16 protein-coding genes and 1 tRNA gene are annotated in these 16064 nt (G+C 64.0%); 7 read left to right on the forward strand and 10 right to left on the reverse strand.

What is annotated here, in order from left to right; translation table 11 throughout:
- Nucleotides 1-11: 11 nt before the first annotated feature.
- From HWX53_RS06750 to HWX53_RS06785, 8 genes are all read right to left on the reverse strand, one after another.
- Nucleotides 12-758: a MotA/TolQ/ExbB proton channel family protein gene (locus HWX53_RS06750; RefSeq protein WP_175940010.1), complete on the reverse strand. Its 747-nt coding sequence runs from the start codon at nucleotides 756-758 to the stop codon at nucleotides 12-14.
- Nucleotides 759-786: 28 nt separating this feature from the next.
- Nucleotides 787-1539 (reverse strand): energy transducer TonB, encoded by a 753-nt coding sequence (locus tag HWX53_RS06755; RefSeq protein ID WP_175940011.1) that lies wholly within the window; start codon nucleotides 1537-1539, stop codon nucleotides 787-789.
- Nucleotides 1540-1789: 250 nt separating this feature from the next.
- Entirely contained in the window at nucleotides 1790-2014 is a 225-nt protein-coding gene (locus HWX53_RS06760; RefSeq protein ID WP_175940012.1) for a (2Fe-2S)-binding protein, read from the reverse strand.
- A gap of 194 nt (nucleotides 2015-2208) precedes the next feature.
- Complete coding sequence (murI, locus tag HWX53_RS06765) at nucleotides 2209-3063, reverse strand: glutamate racemase (protein WP_175940013.1); 855 nt, start codon at nucleotides 3061-3063, stop codon at nucleotides 2209-2211.
- 13 nt (nucleotides 3064-3076) lie between these two features.
- A complete protein-coding gene (gene bfr, locus HWX53_RS06770) occupies nucleotides 3077-3550 on the reverse strand; it encodes a bacterioferritin (RefSeq protein ID WP_175940014.1) in 474 nt (157 codons plus the stop codon).
- A gap of 211 nt (nucleotides 3551-3761) precedes the next feature.
- The gene (locus tag HWX53_RS06775; protein WP_175940015.1) at nucleotides 3762-5285 is read right to left on the reverse strand and encodes a fumarate hydratase; all 1524 of its coding nucleotides are present in this window, start codon (nucleotides 5283-5285) and stop codon (nucleotides 3762-3764) included.
- A 47-nt stretch (nucleotides 5286-5332) separates the two neighbouring features.
- On the reverse strand, nucleotides 5333-5920 hold the full coding sequence (locus tag HWX53_RS06780) for a TIGR00645 family protein (RefSeq protein ID WP_175940016.1): 588 nt from the start codon (nucleotides 5918-5920) through the stop codon (nucleotides 5333-5335).
- A gap of 181 nt (nucleotides 5921-6101) precedes the next feature.
- Nucleotides 6102-7019, reverse strand: coding sequence for a DMT family transporter (locus HWX53_RS06785; RefSeq protein WP_175940017.1), 918 nt, complete (start codon nucleotides 7017-7019; stop codon nucleotides 6102-6104).
- Nucleotides 7020-7402: 383 nt separating this feature from the next.
- Here HWX53_RS06785 and acs point away from each other — a divergent pair, with 383 nt between their 5' ends.
- The 5 genes from acs (at nucleotide 7403) to HWX53_RS06810 (ending at nucleotide 12687) form a co-directional block, all read left to right on the forward strand.
- Nucleotides 7403-9385 carry an acetate--CoA ligase gene (acs, locus tag HWX53_RS06790; RefSeq protein WP_175940018.1) on the forward strand — a complete coding sequence of 661 codons (1983 nt, stop codon included), beginning with the start codon at nucleotides 7403-7405 and terminating at the stop codon, nucleotides 9383-9385.
- 80 nt (nucleotides 9386-9465) lie between these two features.
- Nucleotides 9466-9810, forward strand: coding sequence for a DUF4212 domain-containing protein (locus HWX53_RS06795; RefSeq protein WP_175940019.1), 345 nt, complete (start codon nucleotides 9466-9468; stop codon nucleotides 9808-9810).
- Entirely contained in the window at nucleotides 9807-11837 is a 2031-nt protein-coding gene (locus tag HWX53_RS06800) for a sodium:solute symporter family protein (RefSeq protein WP_175940020.1), read from the forward strand. The genes HWX53_RS06795 and HWX53_RS06800 overlap by 4 nt, the downstream gene beginning before the upstream one ends.
- 43 nt (nucleotides 11838-11880) lie before the next feature.
- Nucleotides 11881-11970 (forward strand) — tRNA-Ser (locus HWX53_RS06805).
- A gap of 315 nt (nucleotides 11971-12285) precedes the next feature.
- Nucleotides 12286-12687, forward strand: coding sequence for a DUF3597 domain-containing protein (locus tag HWX53_RS06810; RefSeq protein WP_175940021.1), 402 nt, complete (start codon nucleotides 12286-12288; stop codon nucleotides 12685-12687).
- A 692-nt stretch (nucleotides 12688-13379) separates the two neighbouring features.
- On the opposite strand, the gene HWX53_RS06815 is transcribed toward HWX53_RS06810, so the two are convergent.
- Nucleotides 13380-13754 (reverse strand): hypothetical protein, encoded by a 375-nt coding sequence (locus HWX53_RS06815; protein WP_175940022.1) that lies wholly within the window; start codon nucleotides 13752-13754, stop codon nucleotides 13380-13382.
- Between the two features lie 205 nt (nucleotides 13755-13959).
- Entirely contained in the window at nucleotides 13960-14241 is a 282-nt protein-coding gene (locus HWX53_RS06820) for a hypothetical protein (protein ID WP_175940023.1), read from the reverse strand.
- 213 nt (nucleotides 14242-14454) lie between these two features.
- On the opposite strand from HWX53_RS06820, the gene HWX53_RS06825 reads away from it, so the two are divergent.
- Together HWX53_RS06825 and HWX53_RS06830 are read left to right on the forward strand one after the other, a co-directional pair.
- A complete protein-coding gene (locus HWX53_RS06825) occupies nucleotides 14455-15036 on the forward strand; it encodes a hypothetical protein (RefSeq protein ID WP_175940024.1) in 582 nt (193 codons plus the stop codon).
- A gap of 274 nt (nucleotides 15037-15310) precedes the next feature.
- Nucleotides 15311-16048: a DUF2968 domain-containing protein gene (locus HWX53_RS06830; protein ID WP_244140012.1), complete on the forward strand. Its 738-nt coding sequence runs from the start codon at nucleotides 15311-15313 to the stop codon at nucleotides 16046-16048.
- Nucleotides 16049-16064: the final 16 nt, after the last annotated feature.

The following is a 16064-nucleotide window of genomic DNA, read 5'->3' on the forward strand; positions in this document are numbered from 1 at the left end:
CGAACCTCCGCTTAGCTTGCGCGCGTCGCAAGACGCAGGCTGTCGGATTGCCCGGTCGTCGCGCGCTTGGTCGACGAGAGCTTCGAGCCCGTGACGAAGAACGCGTGCAGGCCGTGCGCGAAGCGGTTCAGCTTGGTCACGATGCTCTTGTTCGCGCGGGTGAGGGCGTTGTAGCCGAGCACCGCCGGAATCGCGACGAAGAGGCCGAACGCGGTCATGATGAGCGATTCGCCGACCGGGCCCGCGACCTGATCGATCGACGTTTGCCCCGTCGCGCCGATGGTCAGGAGCGCGTGATAGATGCCCCACACCGTGCCGAACAGTCCGACGAACGGCGACGTGCTGCCGATCGACGCCAGCACCGCGAGCCCCGCCTGCATTCGGCCGACGCTTTCGTCCATCACGTCCTTCAGGCAGCGCGTGATCCAGTCGGAGACATCCATGCGGTCGTGCAGATGCGGCTGCGTCTGGTGGTGATGGTCCGCCGCTTCCTGGCCGGCGAGCGCGAGCGCGAGGAACGGGTTGTCCGCTGCGCTCGACGACTGCGCGCCCAGTTTCTGGATGCCGTCGTTGAAATCGTCCGAGTGCCAGAACGCCTGCTCCGCGTTCTTCGTCAGGCGCTTGAGCCGCACGACGTTCCACGCCTTCACGACGATCACCGTCCAAGAGAGCACCGACATGATGACGAGCGCGAGCGCGATGCCGCGCGTCACGAAATCGCCTTGCGCCCAGACGTGCGCAATTCCGTAGTTTTGCATTGCTGTTTCCTTGTTTTGAAAAAACCGGTCAGTCGTTCAGGCTGAAGACGAACGGGACGGTGGCCGTGGCGCGGATCGCCTCGCCGTTCTCCTTGTAGGGCGTGCACGCGCTGGAACGAACGGCGTCGAGCGCGGCGTCGTCGAGGCGCGAGGAGCCGCTGCTTTTTTGCAGCGTCACGTTTTCGATCTTGCCCGACAGGCCGACGGTCAGCTTGACCAGCGCCGTACCCGTCTCACCGCGGCGGCGCGACATGGCAGGATAGTCCGGCTGCGCGATATTGCACGACAGGCGCGCGACGTTCTTCGGCGCGGCGAGGTCCATCGTCGGCTTCCCGATGGCGGGCGCGGCGGGCGCTGCCGGCGCGGGGGCGGGCGGCGGCGGAGCGGGAGGCGCCGGCGGCGTGGGCTCGGGCGCGGGCGCCGCAATCGGCGACGGCGCTGGCGTGACCGGCATTGGCGCGGGCTTCGGCTCGGCCTTGGGCTTGATCTTCGGCTGCGGAACGGGTTTCGGCGGCTGCGGAACGGGTTTGGGCGGCTGAGGCGTCGGCGGTGACTGGACGGCAACCGGCTGGGGCGCGGGTTGCGGGGTCTCGCTGATCAACTGCGCGGTGATCGCCTTGGCTTCGACGGGGCGCGGCGGCGCTTCATGCCGCGTCAGCGCGACGCCGAGGAGCGCCGCATGAATCGCGAGTACCAGCGCGCACGCGGCGACCATGCGAGGACTGATGCCGGATGACGGCGCGGGCGAAAAGGCGGCTGAAGACGTGGTCGGGGACTGCATTCTTGGGCGTTGTTCGAGAGTCTGCTTGCCTGACGGCTCCTGATGCTGAGATCCCGAACATAAGCTGGCCCGAAAGCGAAGGGCGAAGTCATCGACGAAATATCAGCAGCGAAATGAACAGGGTAGCCACAAAACCGATCAGCAATTCCATCTCGTTCTCCTCGGACAGGACTGAACGGTTTGCAGAAGGTACTGCGGTTGGCTACCGGCGCGGCCGCGGCCAAACGGCGCGACCGCTGGCGCGGGAGCGTCAGGCCGCCTGGCGTTCGTAGAACGTGACCGGCGCTGCCTGCACGCCGCAATGCGAGGCGCAGACGCCGCTTTGCACCATCACATCGCGCACGCTCTCTTCGCACTTCCCGCAGCACATGGCGACGCCGAGTTCGAACTGGAGCTCGTCGAACGTATCGACGCCCTCCGCGATGGCGGCGCGAATCTTTCTGTCGGACACTGACTTGCAGACACAGACGATCATGATGGTTCGCGATAGCTTCCGTTAATGCGAATTATTATCATTCAGTGTCGCGAGCTTGGCAAGCGAGGAGCGGGGATTTTTGTAACAGGATGCGGGACTTGGCCGGTTCGCCCGCCGGAGGCTTGCCGGGCGGGGCAGAGCGGCTGTCCTCGCGCCTCAAGGCTAAGCAGCAACCCTGCGCGCGCTGTGGAGATTTAGGCGCTCGGAATATCGACGTGCCGCACATCCGCCTGGATTTGCAGCAACGAGGCGGCGAGTTGCCGCTGCGGTTCGCCATCGGCGGTGGAATAGAAAAGCGGGGTCGCTGCGACCGACGCATCGGCGTTGCAGAGTCCGCTCGCGTCGAGCAGGCGTTCGAGTTGCCGCGCGACTGCGACGCTCGTATCGACGATATGCAGCCGCTCGCCCGCAATCTCGCGAATGGCGCGGTCAAGAAAAGGGTAGTGCGTGCAGCCGAGCACGAGGGTGTCGGCGCCCGCGTCGAGCATCGGTTTGAGATAGCTTTCGAGCAGCGCCATGAGTTCGGGCGACGACGTGTCGCACCGCTCCACCGCCTGCACCAGCCCGTGCCCCGGCTGGCATATGAAGCGGCAATTGCCGGCATAGCGGTCAAGAAGCGACTGAAAGCGCGCGCTTCGCAGCGTCGCCTGCGTGGCCAGCACGCCGACCACGCCGGTTCTAGACACCGCCGCGGCCGGCTTCACGCCGGGCTCGACGCCGACGAGCGGAATCGCCAGCCGCTCGCGCACATGCGCGATGGACTGCGCGGTCGCCGTGTTGCATGCGACGACGAGCGCCTTCACGCCCTGTCCGACGAGCCATTCGCCGATAGCCGTGGTGCGCCCGGTGATGAACGCGTCGTCCCGCTCGCCGTAGGGCGCGTGCAGCGAATCCGCCACGTAGATCAACTGCTCGTGCGGCAGCAGCGCGCGCACCGCGCGCAACACGGACAGACCGCCCAGACCGGAATCGAAGATGCCGACAGGCGCGTCTGCGCCAGCCGGCGCGCGCGCGTTCGCGGCGAGGGGGGATGCGACGACAGCGGACATCGGTTGAGACGGCTTATTGCTCGCCCATCATGCTCTGCTGATAGTTCTGGATGCCGACCTTGTCGATCAGATCCAGTTGCGTTTCGAGCCAGTCGATGTGCTCTTCGGTGTCGTTTAGAATCTTGTCGAAGATATCGCGCGAAACGTAGTCCCGCACGGACTCGCAATACGCGATGGCTTCCTTGCAGGTCGACTGCGAAATCTGCTCGAGCTTCAGATCACACTCGATGATTTCCTTGGTCTCTTCGCCGATCAGGAGCTTGTGCAGGTCCTGCAGGTTCGGCAAGCCATCGAGCATGAACACGCGCTGAATCAGCCAGTCGGCGTGCTTCATCTCGCCGATGGACTCGTCGTATTCGTGCTTGTTCAGTTGCTCGAGGCCCCAGTGCTTGTACATCCGGGCGTGAAGGAAGTATTGATTGATCGCGGTGAGCTCGTTCTTCAGCTGCGCGTTCAGATATTCGATGACTTTCGCGTCGCCTTTCATAGGTGTCCTTGTTCCGGGCGTGTGAGCATGGGGGAAAGATAAACCTTGGGACTGGGGCCTGCCAAGGTTAAGAGGGAATTTTTTGTCGCGGCCGAAAAAGCGAATGGAACGCTCTATCGGCGAATGCGGCTTGCAAAGAAAAGCCGGGCGCGCGGCCCGGCTTTCCGACCGCGCCGCGCACGTCGTGCGCGACGCGGTCCGCGTCTCGTGCTTACGCCGTCGCGACCGGAATCTTGCCGATCTTCGCCTGCCATTCGGCGGGGCCGGTCTTGTGAACCGACGTTCCGTTCGAATCGACCGCGACCGTGACCGGCATGTCCTTCACGTCGAACTCGTAGATGGCTTCCATGCCGAGGTCTTCGAACGCGAGCACCTTGGCCTCGCGGATCGCCTTCGAGACGAGATACGCCGCGCCGCCGACCGCCATCAGATACGCGGCCTTGTGCTTCTTGATCGCCTCGATGGCGACCGGACCGCGCTCGGCCTTGCCGATCATCGAGATGAGGCCGGTCTGGGCGAGCATCGTTTCCGTGAACTTGTCCATGCGCGTGGCCGTCGTCGGGCCTGCCGGACCGACCGCTTCGTCGCGCACCGGATCGACCGGGCCGACGTAATAGATCACGCGGTTCGTGAAATCGACCGGCAGCTTTTCGCCCTTCGCGAGCATGTCGGCGATGCGCTTGTGCGCGGCGTCGCGGCCCGTCAGCATCTTGCCCGAGAGCAAGAGCGTCTGGCCCGGCTTCCACGACGCGACTTCTTCCGGCGTCAGCGTGTTGAGGTCGACGCGCTTGCTCGTCTCCGTGTTCGGCTGCCACGTGACCTTCGGCCATGCGTCGAGCGGCGGGGCGTCGAGCTTGGCTGCACCCGAGCCGTCGAGCGTGAAGTGCGCGTGGCGCGTCGCCGCGCAGTTCGGGATGATCGCGATGGGCTTGCTCGCCGCGTGCGTCGGCGCGGCCATGATCTTGACGTCGAGCACGGTCGACAAGCCGCCGAGACCCTGCGCGCCGATACCGAGCGCGTTCACCTTCTCATGCAGTTCGACGCGCAGTTCTTCGATCCAGTCCTGCGGACCGCGCGCGATGATGTCCTGAATGTCGATGGGGTCCATCAGCGATTCCTTCGCCATCACCATCGCCTTTTCAGCCGTGCCGCCAATGCCGATGCCGAGCATGCCCGGCGGGCACCAGCCGGCGCCCATCGTCGGCACGGTCTTGAGCACCCAGTCGACGATCGAATCCGACGGATTGAGCATCGCGAATTTCGACTTGTTCTCCGAGCCGCCGCCCTTCGCCGCGACCTGAACATCGACCTTGTCGCCCGGCACGATCTCGTAGTGGATCACGGCCGGCGTGTTGTCCTTCGTGTTCTTGCGCGCGCCTTCGGGCGGGCTCACGATCGACGCGCGCAGCACGTTGTCCGGGTTCAGATAGCCGCGGCGCACGCCTTCGTTGATCATGTCGGTGACCGACATCGTCGCGCCGTCCCAACGCACGTCCATGCCCACCTTCACGAACACCGTGACGATGCCCGTGTCCTGACAGATCGGGCGCTTGCCTTCGGCGCACATGCGGCTGTTGGTCAGGATCTGCGCGATGGCGTCCTTCGCGGCCGGGCTTTCCTCCAGCTCATAGGCGCGGCCGAGCGCCTGAATATAGTCGAGCGGATGGTAGTAGCTGATGTACTGCAGAGAATCGGCGATGCTCTGGATCAGGTCTTCTTGCTTGATGACGGTCATGGCTTGGGCTCTGGGGACGAAAGACTGCGTGCGTTCTCTTCGACGCTTCAATCGAGTGCGCTGCGGGGTGTTGCCGTTTCGCTGTGGAAATGCCGCGGATGCGTATGCGTGGTCAACCGGTCGACATAGGCCATGACGAGCGCGGACACGAGAAACGCCACGTGAATCACGACTTGCCACAGCACCGCATGGAACGTGTGCTGATCCGGATTGATGAACGTCTTCAGCAGATGAATCGACGAGATGCTGATGAGCGCCATCGAGAGCTTCACTTTCAGCACGCCCGCATTGACGTGATCGAGCCACTCGGGTTCATCGGGATGGCCTTCCACGCCGAGACGCGACACGAACGTTTCGTATCCGCCGACGATCACCATGATGAGCAGGTTCGAGATCATCACCACGTCGATCAGGCCGAGCACCACCAGCATGACGTTGGTTTCGTCGAGCGTCATTGCGTGCGTGACGAGGTGCCACACTTCCTTCAGGAACAGGACGACGTAGACGCCCTGCGCGATGATGAGTCCGAGATAGAGCGGCACCTGAAGCCAGCGGCTCATGAAGATGAATCTGGGCAGCGCCTTCATCGGGCCGGGGCGAGCGGGCGAGTCGGGGAAGTGCTTCTGAGCGGACATGGGCGGCGTGTCGGTCGGGCGGCGGAGATCGAAGTGCTGGGAACGTGAAACGGGCGGTTCGTGGCCCGTCCGGGAAAGCCCGGTATTGTAGCGTGTCGCCGCGCGAGCCTGCCGGAACGCAGCGGCAAGCACTGTTGTGCCAATCGGATGGAATGCGCGCCTACGTGCCACCAACGTGCCGCTACACGCCGCTTTCGGGGCTTCCACGCTCGTCGCGCGACGCCGGCGCCCGGCGCTTCAGGCTCGCGAGGACGATGCCCGCCATCACGCACGCGAGCGCGATGCCATGCGCGAGCGTCGGCCGCTCTCCGAGGAACGCGATGCCGTAGAGCGCCGCCGCGATCGGCAGGACGGCGGAGAAGACGCCCGCGAGGCTGCCGGCGACGTGGCGGATGCCTTTCATCCAGAGCCAGAAGGAGAAGACGCTCGCCGAAAGCGCATACCATCCGACGAGCGCCCACGCGATCCCGTCGACGCCGCGCCAGTCGAACGCGAGCGCGGTCGGCAGGCCGAGCGGCAACATCAGCAGAAAGCCGAGACCGTGCGTGTACGCGCAGATGTCGATGGCGGGCAGCGTCTGCGTCAGCCGCCGCGACAAGATCACGTACAGCGATTCGCAGCAGACCGCGCCGACCACCATCAGATTGCCCGCGAGCGAGCCGCCGCCGTGATCGCCGCCGCCGCTCTGGGCGACGTTGATGACGACGACGCCCACGACCGCGAGCGCGATGGAAGCGAACGCTCGTCCGCCCGGCTTTTCCCTGAGAAAGAGCCACGCGAACAGCGCGACGACGGCGGGCATGGTGCTCGTGATGACGCCCGCCGCGACCGCGCTCGTGCGCGCGACGCCGTTTAGCATCAGCAGCGTGAAGCCGAATGTGCCGAAGAGCGCCTGCAAAAAGAGGTTGATCCACTCGGCGCGCGCCACGCGCTTCATCTTCGACGGACGCAACAGCGGCCACAGTACCGTCAGCGCGATGACGAAGCGCAGTAGCGCGAAGAGCGGCACCGGCACGGACGCGACGATCGACTTGCCGATGCCGACGTTGCTTCCGACGAGCAGCATCGACGCGATGAGATAGAGGGCGTAGCGATTCAAGCTGTGATTTCGGCGTCGAGCGCACGACAAGCGCGCGGCGAGTTCAGTTAGGATTGTGGGGACGCATTGTAGAAGCCGCGCCGACTCCGTGTATACCCCGTGCTGCAGCCGTCGGCCGCGTAAGAAGCGGGTAAGTTGCGCGGCATATCTTGATCTTCATGCAGGCTGCAATGAGTCGGCAAGCGCGTTTCGCAAACGAAGCGCGCTGGCAAGGTTGCAAGTGGCCGGCAATCCGCGAGACGGCGGAGCCGGTCGACAGGAGACAGGGTTCGGCGAGAACGCCCGTGCGCGTGACGCTTTCGAACCTCAATAACATGCGGCGTGCCCGCCTTAAGCGTCGAGCGCGCCGCCGGCTTTTGGAATCACCATCGGAGGGGTTGTCGATGTCTGCGATCGAATCGGTTCTTCAGGAAAAACGTGTGTTTCCGCCGTCAGCCAAGGCTTCGTCCGGCGCGGCGATTTCGGGCATGGACGCGTATAAGGCGCTCGTCGCCGAAGCGGAGCGCGACTACGAAGGCTTCTGGGCGCGGCTCGCGCGCGAGACGCTCGCGTGGCACAAGCCGTTCTCGAACGTGCTCGACGAAACCAACGCGCCGTTCTATACGTGGTTCGCGGATGGCGAGCTGAACGCATCGTATAACTGTCTCGACCGGCACGTGGAAGCGGGGCGCGGCAACGAGAACGCGATCATCTTCGAAGCCGACGACGGCACCGTGACCAACGTCACGTATCAGGACCTGCTCGAACGCGTCTGCCGCCTCGCGAATGCGCTCAAGAAGCGCGGCGTGAAGAAGGGCGACCGGGTCGTGATCTATCTGCCGATGTCGGTCGAAGGCGTCGTCGCGATGCAGGCGTGCGCGCGCATCGGCGCGACGCATTCGGTGGTGTTCGGCGGCTTCTCGTCGAAGTCGCTCAACGAACGGCTCGTCGACGTCGGCGCGGTCGCGCTCATCACCGCCGACGAGCAGATGCGCGGCGGCAAGGCGCTGCCGCTCAAGAGCATCGCCGACGAAGCGCTCGCGGCCGGCGGCTGCGACGCGGTGAAGGACGTCATCGTGTATCGGCGCACGGGCGGAAAGATCGCGTGGAACGAAGGGCGCGACGTGTGGCTGCACGAAATCGTCGAGAACGAAGCGGCGCAGTACGAGCCCGAGTGGGTGAGCGCGGAGCATCCGCTTTTCATCCTTTATACGTCGGGTTCGACTGGCAAGCCGAAGGGCGTGCAGCACAGCACGGCGGGCATTCTGCTGTGGGCCGCGCAGACGATGAAGTGGACCTTCGACATGAAGCCCGGCGACATCTTCTGGTGCACCGCCGACATTGGCTGGATCACTGGGCACAGTTACATCGCGTACGGGCCGCTCGCCATCGGCGCAACGCAGATCATGTTCGAAGGCGTGCCGACGTATCCGAACGCGGGCCGCTTCTGGGACATGATTCAGCGCCACAAGGTCACCATCTTCTATACCGCGCCGACGGCCATCCGCTCGCTCATCAAGGCATCGGAAGCGGACGCGAAGGTGCATCCGAAGAGCTACGATCTCTCGACGCTGCGCATTCTCGGCACGGTCGGCGAGCCGATCAACCCGGAAGCGTGGATGTGGTACCACGAGAATGTCGGCCGCGGGCAGTGTCCGATTGTCGATACATGGTGGCAGACGGAAACCGGCGGCCACATGATCACGCCGCTGCCGGGCGCGACGCCGCTCGTGCCGGGATCGTGCACGCTGCCGCTGCCGGGCATCATGGCCGCGATCGTCGATGAAACCGGCCAGGACGTGCCGAACGGGCAGGGCGGCATTCTGGTCGTGAAGCGCCCGTGGCCGTCGATGCTGCGCAACGTCTGGGGCGATCCGAACCGCTACAAGACGAGCTACTTCCCCGAAGAACTCGGCGGCAAGCTGTATCTCGCCGGCGATGGCGCGGTCCGCGACAAGGAGACCGGCTACTTCACGATCATGGGCCGCATCGACGACGTGCTCAACGTGTCCGGTCATCGTCTCGGCACGATGGAGATCGAGTCGGCGCTCGTCGCGAATCCGATGGTCGCGGAAGCCGCCGTGGTCGGTCGTCCCGACGACACAACGGGCGAAGCCGTGGTCGCGTTCGTCGTGTTGAAGCGCGCGCGTCCGGAAGGCGACGAAGCGAAGCAGGTCGCCAACGACTTGCGCGCGTGGGTCGGGAAGGAGATCGGGCCGATCGCGAAGCCGAAGGACATCCGCTTCGGCGAGAATTTGCCGAAGACGCGCTCGGGCAAGATCATGCGGCGTCTCTTGCGCTCGCTCGCGAAGGGCGAGGAGATCACGCAGGACGTGTCCACGCTCGAGAATCCCGCGATTCTCGATCAACTGGGCGAAGCACGCTGAGCCTGCCGCAAGCGACCGCCGCCCGATAAGCGGCGGTCGATCCCGATTGCCGATGCCACGCGGTTTTGGTACATAACCGCATGGTCACGCCCGCCGATCCGCTCAATCCCACGCTTGCCCCGCCGCCGCGCGTCCCGGCGGCCGCGGCGCGCGCGCATCGCGCGTACTGGCGCTTCAATGTCGCGCTGATCGCGGTGCTGCTGGCCGTCGGATTCGTCGTGTCGTTCTGTGTGCCGCTTTTCGCGGAGCGTCTGCAGCACGTGCGCATCGCCGGGTTTCCGCTGCCGTTCTTCTTCGGCGCGCAGGGCGCCATTCTCGTCTACGTGACGCTGATCGCCGTCTATATCGTGCTGATGCAACTCGCCGATGCGCGGCTCGCGCGCGCCGTCGGAGACGCCCAAGCGAGTGACGACGGCCCGCGATGAAGCTCACCAACCGGCTGATCGTCACCTACGCGCTGTATACGCTCGGCTTTCTGCTCTTCATCTTCGTGATGGAGCGTATCGAGCGCACGGCCGGCGCGGGCATGTGGGTCGGCTATGTGTTCCTGTTCGTGCCGATTGCCGTGTATGCGGTCATCGGCCTGCTCTCGCGCACGTCCGATCTCGTCGAATACTACGTGGCCGGGCGGCGCGTGCCTTCCGCGTTCAACGGCATGGCGACGGCGGCGGACTGGCTCTCGGCGGCGTCGTTCATCGGACTGGCCGGCTCCATCTACGCGAGCGGCTACGACGGCCTCGCCTACATGATGGGCTGGACCGGCGGCTATTGCCTCGTCGCGTTCTTGCTCGCGCCGTACGTGCGCAAACTCGCGCGCTACACGATTCCCGATTTTCTCGGCACGCGCTTCTCGAGCAACCTTGTGCGCGGACTCGCGGCCATCGCCGCGATCCTGTGCTCGTTCGTCTATCTGGTCGCGCAGATTCAGGGCATCGGGCTGATCGCGTCGCGCTTCATCGGCATCGAGTTCTCGATCGGCATCTTCTGCGGGCTCGCGGGCATTCTCGTGTGCTCGTTTCTCGGCGGCATGCGCGCGGTGACGTGGACGCAGGTGGCGCAGTACATCATCCTGATCAGCGCGATGCTGATTCCCGTCTCGATGATCGCGCATCGCGACGGGCTCGGATGGTTCCCGCAACTCAACTATGGCCGCGTGATGGAACGCGTCGAGACGCTCGAACGCGCGCTCGCCGTCTCGCCCGACGAAGCGCGCGCCCGCGCCGATCTTGCGCGTCAGGCGGCGCGCGCGCAGGAGCGCATCGATGCGCTGCCGCGATCGTTCTTCGACGAGCACGCGCGGCTCGTCGCCGAGATCGCCGATCTGCGCCGGCACAATGGCCCGCTGCGCGAGATCAGCGAACGCGAGCGCGAACTCGCGTCGTTTCCACGCGATCCCGCCGATGCGCAGGCGAAGTGGTCGCGCGAACGCGATGCGTTGAACGAGCGCGTCGCCGCCCCGGTGCCGCTGACCGCTGCGTTCGCGTCGTCCTCCGGCACGGCTGAGCAGGGCAGCGCGCGGGCGCACCGGTTGAACTTTCTCTCGCTCATCCTGTGCTTGTCGATTGGCACGGCGAGCTTGCCGCACATCCTCACGCGCTATAACACGACGACGTCCGTGGCATCGGCGCGGCGTTCGGTCGGCTGGACGCTCTTTTTCGTCGCACTGTTCTATCTGACCGTGCCGGTGCTCGCCGTGCTGATCAAGCACGAGATTCTGACGGGGCTCGTCGGACATCGCTTCGCGGAGCTGCCGCAATGGGTGACGCAGTGGCGGCACATCGAGCCGTATCTGATCCGTATCGGCGATATCAACGGCGATGGTGTCGTGCGCTGGGCCGGCATTCAGATGCAGCCGGACATGGTGGTGCTCGCCGCGCCCGAGATTGCGGGCTTGCCTTACGTGATGTCCGGACTGATCGCGGCGGGCGCGCTGGCCGCGGCGCTCTCGACGGCCGATGGCTTGCTGCTCACCATCGCGAACGCGCTGTCGCACGACGTGTATTACTGCATGGTGGATCGCCGCGCGACGAGCCAGCGGCGCGTCACAATCTCTAAAATACTGCTGCTCGGTGTTGCGCTGCTTGCGTCGTACGTCGCGTCGCTCAATGCGGGGAACATCCTCTTTCTCGTGGGCGCGGCGTTTTCGCTCGCGGCGTCGAGTCTCTTTCCGGCGCTGGTGCTCGGCGTGTTCTGGAAGCGCACGACGCAGCGGGGCGTCGTCGCGGGGATGATCGCGGGGCTGATCGTGTGCGTGTATTACATCGTGTCGACGTATCCGTTCTTCACGCACCTGACGGGCTTCGACGGGCCGCGCTGGTTCGGCATCGAGCCGATCAGCTCGGGCGTGTTCGGCGTGCCGGCCGGCTTCGCGGTGGCGATCGCGGTGAGTCTCTTCGACCGCAAGCCGGACGAGTACACGCGCGCGCTCGTCGACTACATTCGTCACCCGTAGGGGCTAGGCGGGCGGCGGGAACTTGGTATAATCGCAGTTTTCCGGAGAGATGGATGAGTGGTTTAAGTCGCACGCCTGGAAAGCGTGTATAGGGTAAAACCTATCGGGGGTTCGAATCCCCCTCTCTCCGCCAGATCGATTCCCGAATCCCGCATAGCTCATCGTCTTGCGGGATTTTTGTTTTTGTCGATGCTCGGCAAGGGCATGTGGGCGTCGTAGCGCGGTCGCAACGTCCGCCGAAAGGGATCGTGCAACAAGGGCAGCTTTGGTCAGCATGAACCGGACTCCTAATCACCACTGCAACTATTCATCAAGATCCGCCCCGTTTTGTCGCAACGAGTCAACGTCCCAAAGCGCCCAGCGTTGAAGCCCCGGCAGCCATCGCCGCGTCCGGTCGCTGACCGGCGAGCCGCCGGCACTTCCGTAGCTAACTGCAAAGGACAAAGACATGAGCATCTTCGGTGACATCGTAGGCAATATCTTCCACAAGGCGAAACCCGCCGACCCGGCACCCGCCGCCACGCCCGACCCCGCGCCGGACCCCGCGCCGCAGGCAAGCGTCGAGGCGGCTGCCGCTCCCGCGCCGCTGTCCGATGTCGACGTCGCCGCCGTCATGGATCAACTGGCGAGCGAGAGCAGCCAGCAACTGAACTGGCGCGTTTCAATCGTCGACATGATGAAGCTGCTCGACGTCGACAGCAGTCTCGATCATCGCAAGCACCTCGCCACAGAACTCAAGTACAGCGGCGACATGAACGACTCCGCTTCGATGAACATCTGGCTGCACAAGCAACTGATGCAGGCGCTCGCCGCGAACGGCGGCAAGTTGCCGGCCGATCTCGTCGGCTGAACGCGCGCGCAAAGCAAAAGCCCGCGATCCAGCATTTTCATTGCTGAATCGCGGGCTTTTTCGCGTTCATCGCTTCGCGCTGATGCAGAAAGAGGGCGTCGCAAGAGGTCGCCTGCCTGCACGTCCGCGCCTCTGATAATGCGCAAAGTCGCGCACATGGCAGGGCGGGCGATGGCAGAGCGCCCCCTGCGACAGCGCGCAAGATTAGCCGAGCGCGCGACCGCGGAGAATCGGACGATTCGCGCTTTCTCCTTGCAGCATCAAAGATGGTTGCGTTTCGACCGAGGACGCGCGAACTCCGCGATTGGATCGTCGGCATAAGCGGCGATCGGATCTTTGTCGAACGGTGAAGCTGTCTGCGGCGTTTTCGAACGGCTCGGCTGCGAAGGCGCGCGCGACGCTGCCGCGCCCGAAGCGGCGGCCGCTTTCTCGCTGGTGCGCGGCGCCGTCTGCGAGTGCGTGACGTTGCCGGCTCCGATCCACTCTTCGGAGTACTTGGCGAAGGCCGCAGTGTTCAGTGTCAGGAAGGCGACGGGAAACAGGAGAGCGAAGCAGGCGTTTCGTACGAGCATGGTGTTTCTTCTTGTCGTTTTCGATTTCTAAGCGCGTTACGGTGACGGCCGCGCGACATGGCGCGCGCGGCCCGATCCATCACCGATTGCTTAGCGCGTTAGATGGGACGAACCCGTCGCTCAATGCGCGATGACCATCTGGTCCGGCTGGTGATTTTCGGCGTCGAAGTGCAGCGCGGAATTCGCCGCCTGCTCCTGCATGAGGAATTCGCGCGCGGCCTGCACGCCGCGGTCGTACGACGCGCGCGCGGTGTGTTCTTCCAGTGCCGAGATGAGCGGAATCTGTTCTTCGGCGACCGAGTGCAGAAGACTCAGAATGTCGCGGCGCATCGACTCGGGGTACGAACAGAAGTGCTCGAAGCCGCCGGGCGCCGCGACAATATTGACGAGCGACGTCAGCAAACGCGCGCGGTTCAGGCAGTGCTCCTTGATGTGCGTGGAGTGCGACAGGGTTGCGCGGCCGTTTGCGTCGACGGAAATGTGCAGGTCTTTCATGATGCGAGCCTCATTTTTCGGAAGAATGCGGCATTAAATCGGCTCGCCGGACAAAATACAGCAGGACTTTTCCTATTCGCGCAGTCGGCAACGATCCTTTACGTTTTCCGTCGATGAGTCAGAGATCGGCTCACGACGGCCACGCGCAGCAACGCCGGTTCGCCGTCCGGCGTCGCTGTGCGGCCTTCATATAACGGCGGGCGCGTTACTGCTTCATCGTCCCGGTGGACTTAGATCCGCGCGCCGGCGGTTGCGACGTATCGGGCGACATGCCTTGCTCGCGCTTTTGCATGAGCGTGCCGCTTCCGGACGTGCCGGAAGGCGCGCCGCCTTGCGACGCATCGTTTGCGCCCCCCGGCGACGCATTCTGTCCCTGCTGCTGCGTCTGTGGGCGTTGGTTCAACTGGTCGCGCGACATCTCCTGCGCGAGGGAGGCGGTACTGGCAAGCGCGAGAAGGGCGCCTGCGATCGCTGCGGTCGCTTTCATGGCTGTCTCCTGGTTCCAGGCGCGAGGCGCGCCGTGCAGAGGAACTAGCATCGGCTGTGCCGCGCTCTTTAGACGAAACGTGGCGCTTATCTCAAAACCATCTACGATGATTATTGGCGCTACCAAACGGATGCCGATTCATTACAATTCGCGCTCCAAACGAACTTGAGCCGCCCGAATTCGATTCAATGGGCCAATCCAACGGAGTGTTTCATGTCGATCACACTGAACGATTTATTGGCATGGAGCGAAAGCTTGCCGGACCGCAATAGCGACGAAGCGAAAATGCTCGACGCTCTCATCGAGAAACGCGAAACGGAACTGAGATCGCGTATTGCCGATCTGATTGCCGCTGTGAGTCAGCAAGAGAACTGGAAACTGCATCGTTGTGCGGCAACGGCACGGCGTATCGAACAGACTTCCACTGCGCACCTCGAGGCGGTTTATGAATATTTTCGGGATCGCAACGAAGGGCGCTTGCATTTCGAAGCGCCCGAGATTCTCGCCGATTCTTTCGTCGACGGTCAGGCCGGCCCCGATCGGCTGAGCGTGCCCGTCGTGACGAACGGCGACGCGAATTACGCGATCAAGGTGGGAACGCCGGCCGAGCCGATCGTGAATCTCTACGGGCGGATGAAGAATCTCGAAGCGCGGCTGGCCGATACGCCCGGCATCGCGTGCGGCATTCAGGGCATCCGAATCATGCGAATGGTGGCGCTGATGTCGAAAGCGCGCTCGGCGCAACTTGCCAATTTGCGCGTGAGCGGAATGCAGGCCGTCTACCGGCACATGTAATGATTTGTGCCCGCGAAACGAAAAGCGGCTTTACGCACCATTTACCGCATTGACTCGCGGAGGGTTTTGTCGCTCGCGCAGCTTCGATTGCATCTGGAAATCGCTCGCCTATACTGAGTTTCATCAGCCGAAAGTTCGTTCCAATTGCATCGCCGCTCGTTCGGTATCCAGAATAATCACTGCGAATATTCAGAATATGCGACGCGGATAAAAGCACCCTGGCTGTCGTCAGGAATCGTCATAATCGCAGCCGTAAGTCAAACGTGGAGTCATCGTGAAAAGCCTGCTGAGCAGACGAGGCACATTGCTCGATAACGCGCCGTCGTTTCTCCTGCGCCAAAAACCGAATGCTCCGGTTCGCTTCGCTGCGCAGAACAAGCCCGACGGACTCGAGTCCTCCGACGAAGCGGCACCCGCCGCGCCTTCGACCGCCACCCGCGTCACGCCGCTGCGCCCGAACGGCGCGTCGACGCCGTTCGCCACGCACGCTTTGCAGGCGGCGCAAATTGCCGAGGTGGAGTGGCTGATCCAGCAGTCGACGCTCGCCGTTTTCCGGACATTTCAGAGTTTCGCGTATAGTGCGAGCCTGCTGTTCTATCCGCGCGACCTGACGTACTATGCCGTGCTCTATCATGAGGACGCCGTATGGCGCGTGCTGAAAGCGGGCGATATCGACGCCGCCGAGCCCGCGTTCCGTCATTTCGTCGAGCAGGCAGTGCGGCTCGCGGAAGCGGAATTGCGGCGCGCGCACTTGCAGGCGCAAAACGAGCAGTTCGCACGGCTGATTGCCGAGTCGGCAGCGCAGGTCGAACGTTCTCGCGTGGATCTCCAGCGCGGCAGTACGCAGGACCAGGAAGTGGCGCTCAGGCAACAAGAGGTGCGCAAGGATCTCGCGCAGCTCGAAGCCCGGCGCGTGGCGGCTCAGGCGCAGCTGAGTAAGTTGCAACGGCAAATGCACCAGCTCGCCGCGACCAGCAACGAAACGGTGCCACATCTGCCATCGGGGCGTTGAGGCAAAATCTCGGGCG

The organism is Caballeronia sp. BCC1704 (assembly GCF_902833455.1).
Classification (GTDB): domain Bacteria; phylum Pseudomonadota; class Gammaproteobacteria; order Burkholderiales; family Burkholderiaceae; genus Caballeronia.

Excerpts from the sequence above, each read along its gene's own strand:
- HWX53_RS06750 (WP_175940010.1), bottom strand. The coding sequence starts at position 758 with ATGCAAAACTACGGAATTGCGCACGTCTGGGCGCAAGGCGATTTCGTG.
- HWX53_RS06810 (WP_175940021.1), top strand. The coding sequence starts at position 12,286 with ATGAGCATCTTCGGTGACATCGTAGGCAATATCTTCCACAAGGCGAAA.
- HWX53_RS06815 (WP_175940022.1), bottom strand. The coding sequence starts at position 13,754 with ATGAAAGACCTGCACATTTCCGTCGACGCAAACGGCCGCGCAACCCTG.
- bfr (WP_175940014.1), bottom strand. The coding sequence starts at position 3,550 with ATGAAAGGCGACGCGAAAGTCATCGAATATCTGAACGCGCAGCTGAAG.
- HWX53_RS06775 (WP_175940015.1), bottom strand. The coding sequence starts at position 5,285 with ATGACCGTCATCAAGCAAGAAGACCTGATCCAGAGCATCGCCGATTCT.
- murI (WP_175940013.1), bottom strand. The coding sequence starts at position 3,063 with ATGTCCGCTGTCGTCGCATCCCCCCTCGCCGCGAACGCGCGCGCGCCG.
- HWX53_RS06760 (WP_175940012.1), bottom strand. The coding sequence starts at position 2,014 with ATGATCGTCTGTGTCTGCAAGTCAGTGTCCGACAGAAAGATTCGCGCC.
- HWX53_RS06820 (WP_175940023.1), bottom strand. The coding sequence starts at position 14,241 with ATGAAAGCGACCGCAGCGATCGCAGGCGCCCTTCTCGCGCTTGCCAGT.
- HWX53_RS06825 (WP_175940024.1), top strand. The coding sequence starts at position 14,455 with ATGTCGATCACACTGAACGATTTATTGGCATGGAGCGAAAGCTTGCCG.
- HWX53_RS06800 (WP_175940020.1), top strand. The coding sequence starts at position 9,807 with ATGAAGCTCACCAACCGGCTGATCGTCACCTACGCGCTGTATACGCTC.
- HWX53_RS06780 (WP_175940016.1), bottom strand. The coding sequence starts at position 5,920 with ATGTCCGCTCAGAAGCACTTCCCCGACTCGCCCGCTCGCCCCGGCCCG.
- acs (WP_175940018.1), top strand. The coding sequence starts at position 7,403 with ATGTCTGCGATCGAATCGGTTCTTCAGGAAAAACGTGTGTTTCCGCCG.
- HWX53_RS06795 (WP_175940019.1), top strand. The coding sequence starts at position 9,466 with ATGGTCACGCCCGCCGATCCGCTCAATCCCACGCTTGCCCCGCCGCCG.
- HWX53_RS06755 (WP_175940011.1), bottom strand. The coding sequence starts at position 1,539 with ATGCAGTCCCCGACCACGTCTTCAGCCGCCTTTTCGCCCGCGCCGTCA.